General features: G+C 65.3%; 5 protein-coding genes and 2 pseudogenes. 5 read left to right on the forward strand and 2 right to left on the reverse strand.

Annotated features, from left to right (window positions below):
• Window positions 1-6 precede the first annotated feature (6 nt).
• The 5 genes and pseudogenes from GVV86_RS16965 to GVV86_RS16985 all read left to right on the forward strand — a co-directional run.
• Entirely contained in the window at window positions 7-846 is an 840-nt protein-coding gene (locus tag GVV86_RS16965; protein ID WP_159803485.1) for an alpha/beta fold hydrolase, read from the forward strand.
• A gap of 345 nt (window positions 847-1,191) precedes the next feature.
• Window positions 1,192-2,553, forward strand: a complete 1,362-nt coding sequence (locus GVV86_RS16970; protein WP_159803486.1) for an FAD-binding oxidoreductase — start codon at window positions 1,192-1,194, stop codon at window positions 2,551-2,553.
• A gap of 40 nt (window positions 2,554-2,593) precedes the next feature.
• A complete protein-coding gene (locus GVV86_RS16975; RefSeq protein WP_159803487.1) occupies window positions 2,594-3,454 on the forward strand; it encodes an alpha/beta fold hydrolase in 861 nt (286 codons plus the stop codon).
• A 205-nt stretch (window positions 3,455-3,659) separates the two neighbouring features.
• A complete protein-coding gene (locus tag GVV86_RS16980) occupies window positions 3,660-4,535 on the forward strand; it encodes an alpha/beta fold hydrolase (protein ID WP_159803488.1) in 876 nt (291 codons plus the stop codon).
• Between the two features lie 587 nt (window positions 4,536-5,122).
• Window positions 5,123-5,473, forward strand: a pseudogene (locus GVV86_RS16985) (ParB/RepB/Spo0J family partition protein); the annotation flags it as partial.
• A 274-nt stretch (window positions 5,474-5,747) separates the two neighbouring features.
• Here GVV86_RS16985 and GVV86_RS18810 read toward each other — a convergent pair.
• Window positions 5,748-5,894 (reverse strand): annotated as a pseudogene (locus GVV86_RS18810) (MFS transporter); the annotation flags it as partial.
• 164 nt (window positions 5,895-6,058) lie between these two features.
• On the reverse strand, window positions 6,059-6,537 hold a 479-nt coding region (locus GVV86_RS16995), incomplete at its 5' end, for an SDR family NAD(P)-dependent oxidoreductase (protein WP_159803490.1).

Raw genomic sequence — 6,537 nt, forward strand, 5'->3', positions numbered from 1 at the left:
CCAGAAATGGCATTTGTCACTGTTGGACAGGAAAACAGCACCGACATCAACATCTACTACGAAGACCACGGCCAGGGCCAGCCGGTGGTGCTGATCCACGGCTATCCGCTCAACGGCAGGTCCTGGGAGCGCCAGCTTCCCGTGCTGCTGGAGGCCGGCTACCGGGTCATCACCTATGACCGGCGCGGCTACGGCCAGTCGAGCCAGCCCACCGTCGGCTACGACTACGACACCTTTGCCACGGACCTGAGAACCCTGCTGGAATCCCTGGATCTTAACGACGTCATTCTTGCAGGGTTTTCCATGGGCTCCGGGGAGGTCGGCCGGTACATCGGCAAGTACGGGACCGCGCGGGTCGCCAAGGCCATCTTCGCCGCGCCCTTAGAGCCGTTCCTGCTGAAAACCCCGGAGAACCCCACCGGCCTTGACCAGGCCGTGTTCGATGGGATCGTCGAGTCCGCCACCAGAGACCGCTTCGCGCACTACGTGGATTTCACCCACAACTTCTACAACTCCGATGTTTTCCTGGGCACCGACCGGCTCAGCGAACACGCCTTCAAGCACAGCCTGGACGACGCGTTCGCCTCGTCGGCCTATGGAACCCTGGAGTCAATCAAGTCCTGGACGACGGACTTCCGAGAGGACATCACCAAGATCAACGTGCCGGCCCTGATCATCCAGGGCACCGAGGACCGCACCCTTCCCATCGACTCGACCGGACGGCCGTTCCATAAGGCCAATCCCGATGCCGAATACGTCGAGATCGACGGCGCCCCGCACGGCATGCTTTGGACCCACGCCGAGGAATTCAACCAGCCCTTCATGAAATTCATCACCGGGAAATAGGCCCCGTCGACTTCCGCGGGGCAGGGACCGCTGACGCTGGCACTGCCCCGCGGACCGCCGTGCCTAGGCGCGGTGTTCGGGTGCACCGGCTCACCCCGCCTCGCCGGAATGGGCGGGCTGACGGTTGGCACAACACCCGCTTGAACCGATCCGGCAAATCGCCCGTGTATTGACTGCTGGGACAATCACTCCCTGCCCTTCTGATCCGTCCACCGCTTGATCAGCAGGGCCGCCCGCGGGCAACTGGCAACCACCGCCCCAGCAGCCTGTCGCTCGTACCGGCCCGGCCGTTATGCCACCGGAGCACACCTGTTCTATCCGTCATACCCCTGAAAGGCCACCCCCATGGCAGAAGTATCAGCCCATCAACTCAACGAGCTGCGCGCCCTTATCTCCGGCCCGGTGTTTGCCCGCGGTGACGATGGCCTCACGGCCGAAGTGGCCGCCTACAACGTGCTGGTCGAGCACCGACCAGACCTCGTGGTTGGTGCCGCATCGGAAGCGGACGTCGCTGCGGCCATCCACTTCGCCACGTCCCACTCCCTTCCCCTGGCCATCCTGTCCACGGGCCACGGCTCCTATGTGAATGTGACCGAGGGGCTGATCATCACCACCTCCCGGCTCACCGGTGAGGTCGCGATCGACACTGAGGCGCGCACCGCGACGGTTCTCGCCGGACACCGAGTTGGCGACGTCGTCTCTGCCGCGGCCAAACACGGCCTGGCCCCGGTGGTCGGTTCCTCCACCACCGTGTCCGCGATCGGATACATCCTTGGCGGCGGCATCGGCCCGCTGGCGCGCACCTACGGAATGTCCTCGGACTGGGTCCGGTCCTTCCGCGTTGTCACAGCCCAGGGCGACATCATTCCAACCGACGCCACGAACGATCCGGACCTCTTTTGGGCGCTCCGCGGAGGCAAGGGCGGGTTCGGCGTCGTCACCTCCATGGAGCTCGAACTGGTGCCCCTCGAGAGCCTCTACGGCGGGTCCATGTTCTTCGACCCCGAACACGTCGGACCGGTCTTCACCGCCTGGCTCGACTGGACCGCCGCGGTACCCGAGACCCTGACCTCCTCGGCCGCCATCGTCAGATTCCCGCCGCTGGACTTTATCCCGGCACCCCTGCGCGGCAAGACCGTGCTGCAACTCCGGGTGGCCTATGTCGGGGATTCTGCCGACGGCGAGCGTCTCCTCGCTCCCCTGCGCGGCACCGCGCCGGCCCTCATCGATGCCGTCGGCGAAATGGCCGCAGCCGACATCGGGACCATCCACGGCGACCCCACCGACCCCATCCCCCTCTGGGAAGGCAGCGTCCAGCAGCTGCTGACCCACGCCGACGCCGGATTCGCCGCCGCCCTCCTCGGCGCCGTCGGCCCTGAGGTCAACGTTCCCATCGTCGCCGCAGAGGTTCGCCACATTGGCGCGGCCACCCGGCGCGACGTTCCCGAAGGCAGCGCCGCCGGCGGACGCGGCTCGGATTATTCGATCCTGCTGGCCGGGGTCCCCGACCCGAGTCTGTTCAAGACCGTCCTGCCCCAGATAATGGCGGGCGTCACCACCCAGCTGAAGCCATGGCTGTCCGAAAGCCGGCTCATCAACTTCCAGGCTCTGCCCGCCAGCGAGGCCGCCAGGAACTCCTGGCCCGGAGATATCCGTGCACGGCTGGCGCACGTCCGGTCAGCGTACGACCCCCGCGGCGTCTTCTAGCCGGCCCTCCGCCGTCTCAACCACAACCGAAAGAAACCCCATGTCCTCGAATTCAAGCATCACCACCGCCACGACGCTGACCGTCCACGCGGAGAACGATGTCACCTACGCCTACCGCATTCTCGGGTCCCCCCGGGGAGAGGTCCCTCTTGTTCTCCTCCAGCACTTCCGGGGAGACATGGATTACTGGGACCCGGCCCTTGTCGACGCCCTCGCCCGCGAGCGCGAGGTCGTTGTGTTCGACAACACCGGCGTGGCCTCCACCACCGGCACCACACCGGACTCCGTCGAGAAAATGGCAGAGGACACCACCGCGTTTCTCAGCGCCCTGGGCCTTGCGAAGGTGGACCTCTTCGGGTTCTCGCTCGGCGGTTTCATCGCCCAGCATCTTGCCCTCACCAATCCCGGGCTCGTGCGCCGGATCGTCCTGGCCGGCACCGGCCCGAAGGGCGCCCCCGGCATGGCCAGCTGGTCAGAGGATGTCGTGGCCCACCTCGTCACCCCCGACGTCCCAAGCGCCGAGGGTATTCTCGCCGTCTTTTATGCGCCAACCGGCGAGAGCCAGACGGCCGGAACGGCGTCCCTGGGCCGGATCTTCAGCCGCACTGAAGGCCGCGACAGCGACGTCAGTATCGACACAAAGAACAGCCAGTACCACGGGGCGGTCCTGGCTTGGGGCCGGCCGGATTGGCAGGCGGTGCAGTCACTGACCCGCATCCAGCAGCCCACGCTGATCCTGCAGGGCGACAACGACCTGATGATCCCCACCCCCGCAAGCCACCTCATGGCCGGCCTTATCCCCGATGCCCGAATCAGGATCTTCCCCAACGCTTCCCACGGGGCGATCTACCAGTACGCGGCCGAGGCGGCCGCAGAAACGCTCTCATTCCTCGCAGCATAGACCGTCCCGGAAAGGTGCACCCCCATGGCCGGGAGCCCCGTGCAGGCTGGAACCGCCGCGAAGGCAAAGCTCAGCACCCCTGCGCTCGTCACAGAACCTCGATCACGTGACACGAACAAACGAACGTACGACAATCGCTACTAGGGCTCAATCCACGCCGGGACCGCCCGCGCCGTTTCCCGCACCGACCGCTCAGGAGGCACACATGCCTGTTCATTACCGAAATACCGACGTCGAAGGTCTCAACGTGTTCTACCGGGAGGCAGGAGACCCCTCCGAGCCTACGGTGGTGCTGCTTCACGGCGCCCCGACCAGCAGCTTCATGTTCCGGAACCTGATCCCGATGCTTGAGGGCCGCTTTCATGTGATCGCCCCGGACCTGATCGGCTACGGGCACTCCGCCGCCCCCTCGGTCGAGGAATTCCAGTACGACTTCGACTCGCTCACCCGCTACGTCAACGGGCTCCTGGAGCAACTCGGGGTTCAGCGGTATGCGATCTACGTTCAGGATTACGGTGCCCCCGTGGGCTGGCGGCTGGCCCTGAACCACCCGGAGCGGATCTCGGCGATCATCACGCAGAACGGCAACGGTTACGAGGACGGCTTCGACGACGCATTCTGGGGTCCGGTCTGGGACTTCAACGCGAACCCAACTCCGGGAAAGGCCGCGGCCATCGGCGAGGTCCTCGGACTGGAGGCGATGAAGTGGCAGTACACCCACGGGGTGCCGGATCCCTCCGTGGTCAGCCCGGACGGGTGGACGCAGGACTTCGCGCTGATCAGCCGCCCAGGGGTCCTGGATGCGCACGTGGCCCTGCTGGGCAAGTACACCACCAACCGGGACCTTTACCCCAGGCTCCACGAGTACTTCCGGGACAGCCAGGTTCCGCTGCTTGCGGTGTGGGGAAAGAACGACCTGATTTTCATCCATCCCGGAGCGACGGCGTTTGCCCGGGACCTGTTGAACGCCGAAATCCATCTCCTCGACGGCGGCCATTTCCTTCTCGAGAGCCACCTCCAGGAAGCCGGCGGACTAATCCTGGACTTTCTCTCCCGCGCGCTGGCCACGAGGGCTTCGTAGGCGTGGAACGACCCCCGGTACAGCTGGAACTACCTGTGCTCCGGGCGGAATTACCTCGGGGCGGTCCTGCGTGACGCGTCGGCGACACGTTGCAGGCGGCTGGCCCGGCACGCCCCAATGACATCAGTGCTTGGGGCCAACAGTGCTTGGGGCCAACGCGGCATCCATGCCAGAAGATAGTTGTGTGGCCCGGCCGGGGCCGGCGGCGGCGCGCGAGGTCAAGAACCCTCACCACAGTCATGTAGCTACACCCCCGCTCCCCCATGAAGTTGTAAGAAAGCCCGACCGGGCTTCGCGAGAGAGAGGAGGCACCCGCGACGCTTAAAAAAGTCCACCCCAGCCACCAGAACCGGCACCCGGACCGCAGAATTGGGCCGGCTGTCCACAGTCAGAGAGCAAAAGGGCCTCTGACTAGGGGAAACATGTGCCCGAAGTGGGACTCGAACCGGACTCCAGCCCTTGCGAATACTGGGCTCCTCAGGAAACATGCGGAATCCGGACTAGTCCGACCGATGTACGACTCGATCCGAAGCCCCAGGTGTGGACACTGTCCACACCCGCGCTTTTCCCACGGCCGGGATGGGACAAAGCAGGCACCCAAGGGCTGGCAGTACTTCACCGCCTACGCCCTGACCCACCACGCAGAGGTCGCCAGCGGGTACGAGCCAGCAGTGGCCGCCGAGATGGCCGGGGCTAAGACCGAGGGCAAGGACACGTGGGGTGGAACCCGCTGCGGGACCATGTGGCCAAGACAACCGCCCGCCCCGAGGTGTCCCTAATCGCGCTGGTGTGCGCAGGGTATGAGAAGACCATCGCCAAGGACTCATGGCGCTCACCGGCCGGGAGCCCTCGCCTACCTCACCCAGCTGGTCGCATGGGGGTGCACGGCCAGTGAGGTCGAGCAGATTCTCCTCGACGGCACCAAGCAGTCAGACGAACCGGACGAGGACACCGAGGAAGACGAGGACACGGAGACCTTCGAGGAAGTCCACGCCGATGAGGAAGAACTGATGGCCGAGGAGTTGACCGCAGAATAGCAGCGGCGGAAGCTGTGCAGGGCGGGAATACACACCCTGCACAGCAGGCCCAGCCGATCAGGGCACATCAGGAATGGCGGTGATTGTGTCCGCAGGTGCCGGGGCGGTTCGCCGCCAGGTGAGAACCTCGAGCGCGCATCACCTGCCCCGAACCGCCATCCACGCCACACCCCTCGGTGAAGATGGAAAGTGCGGAGGCGCTGGCCGAGTAGCGTTCGGTCGCTTCAAGCCCCGCGACGCCGAAGATCGTCCACTGGGTCACGGCGATGAGGTACGCGACCACACCGGTCCCCCACACCAACCACGCCCGGCGTTTGCCCACTCCTCCATTATTCGTACCGGGGTCCGGGGCCGGTTGCCCCGGTCACCCCGGTCACCCCGGTCACCCGGTCACCCGGTCACCCGGTTACCCGGTTACCCGGTTACCGGGTGATGATACTCACGTGCGGCGCAGGTCCGCGGCGGTCGGCAGAACCATCTGCCGCCTCACCTGTCGGCGACCTTGAGTTTCACCGAGGGGTTGAGGGCAGCAACTGCTTCGTCATAACGGTTCTCGATTTCGGAGAAACGGAGGAATTTCACGGCGTCGACGAGGATTTCCCTGGCCTCGGGTTGGGTCTCGAGGAGAGCCATGACCTCGTCCACATATGCGTCGAGCGGAAGGTAGTGCTCGTTCTGCGACCCGCCGCTCATGAGTTCGGTGCGCACGGCCGGCGGGACGAGCTCGATGACTTGAACCGGGGTGTCAGCGAACTGGAGCCGGATGGTCTCGGTGAACCGGTGGATGAAGGCCTTGGAACCGTTGTACGTCGGCGTGAGGGCCAGCGGGGTGTGTGCGAGCCCTGACGATACGGTCATCAGAGTGGCCTCGGGCCGGGTTTGCAGGTGCTCGCTTAAGGCCGCGATCAGGCGCAGCGGACCAAGCACGTTCGTCTCGACGATCCGTTCTGCGCCTTCAAGGAAAC

The organism is Arthrobacter zhaoguopingii (assembly GCF_009828595.1).
Taxonomy (GTDB): Bacteria; Actinomycetota; Actinomycetes; order Actinomycetales; family Micrococcaceae; genus Arthrobacter_D; species Arthrobacter_D zhaoguopingii.

Excerpts from the sequence above, each read along its gene's own strand:
- GVV86_RS16980 (WP_159803488.1), top strand. The coding sequence starts at position 3,660 with ATGCCTGTTCATTACCGAAATACCGACGTCGAAGGTCTCAACGTGTTC.
- GVV86_RS16965 (WP_159803485.1), top strand. The coding sequence starts at position 7 with ATGGCATTTGTCACTGTTGGACAGGAAAACAGCACCGACATCAACATC.
- GVV86_RS16975 (WP_159803487.1), top strand. The coding sequence starts at position 2,594 with ATGTCCTCGAATTCAAGCATCACCACCGCCACGACGCTGACCGTCCAC.
- GVV86_RS16970 (WP_159803486.1), top strand. The coding sequence starts at position 1,192 with ATGGCAGAAGTATCAGCCCATCAACTCAACGAGCTGCGCGCCCTTATC.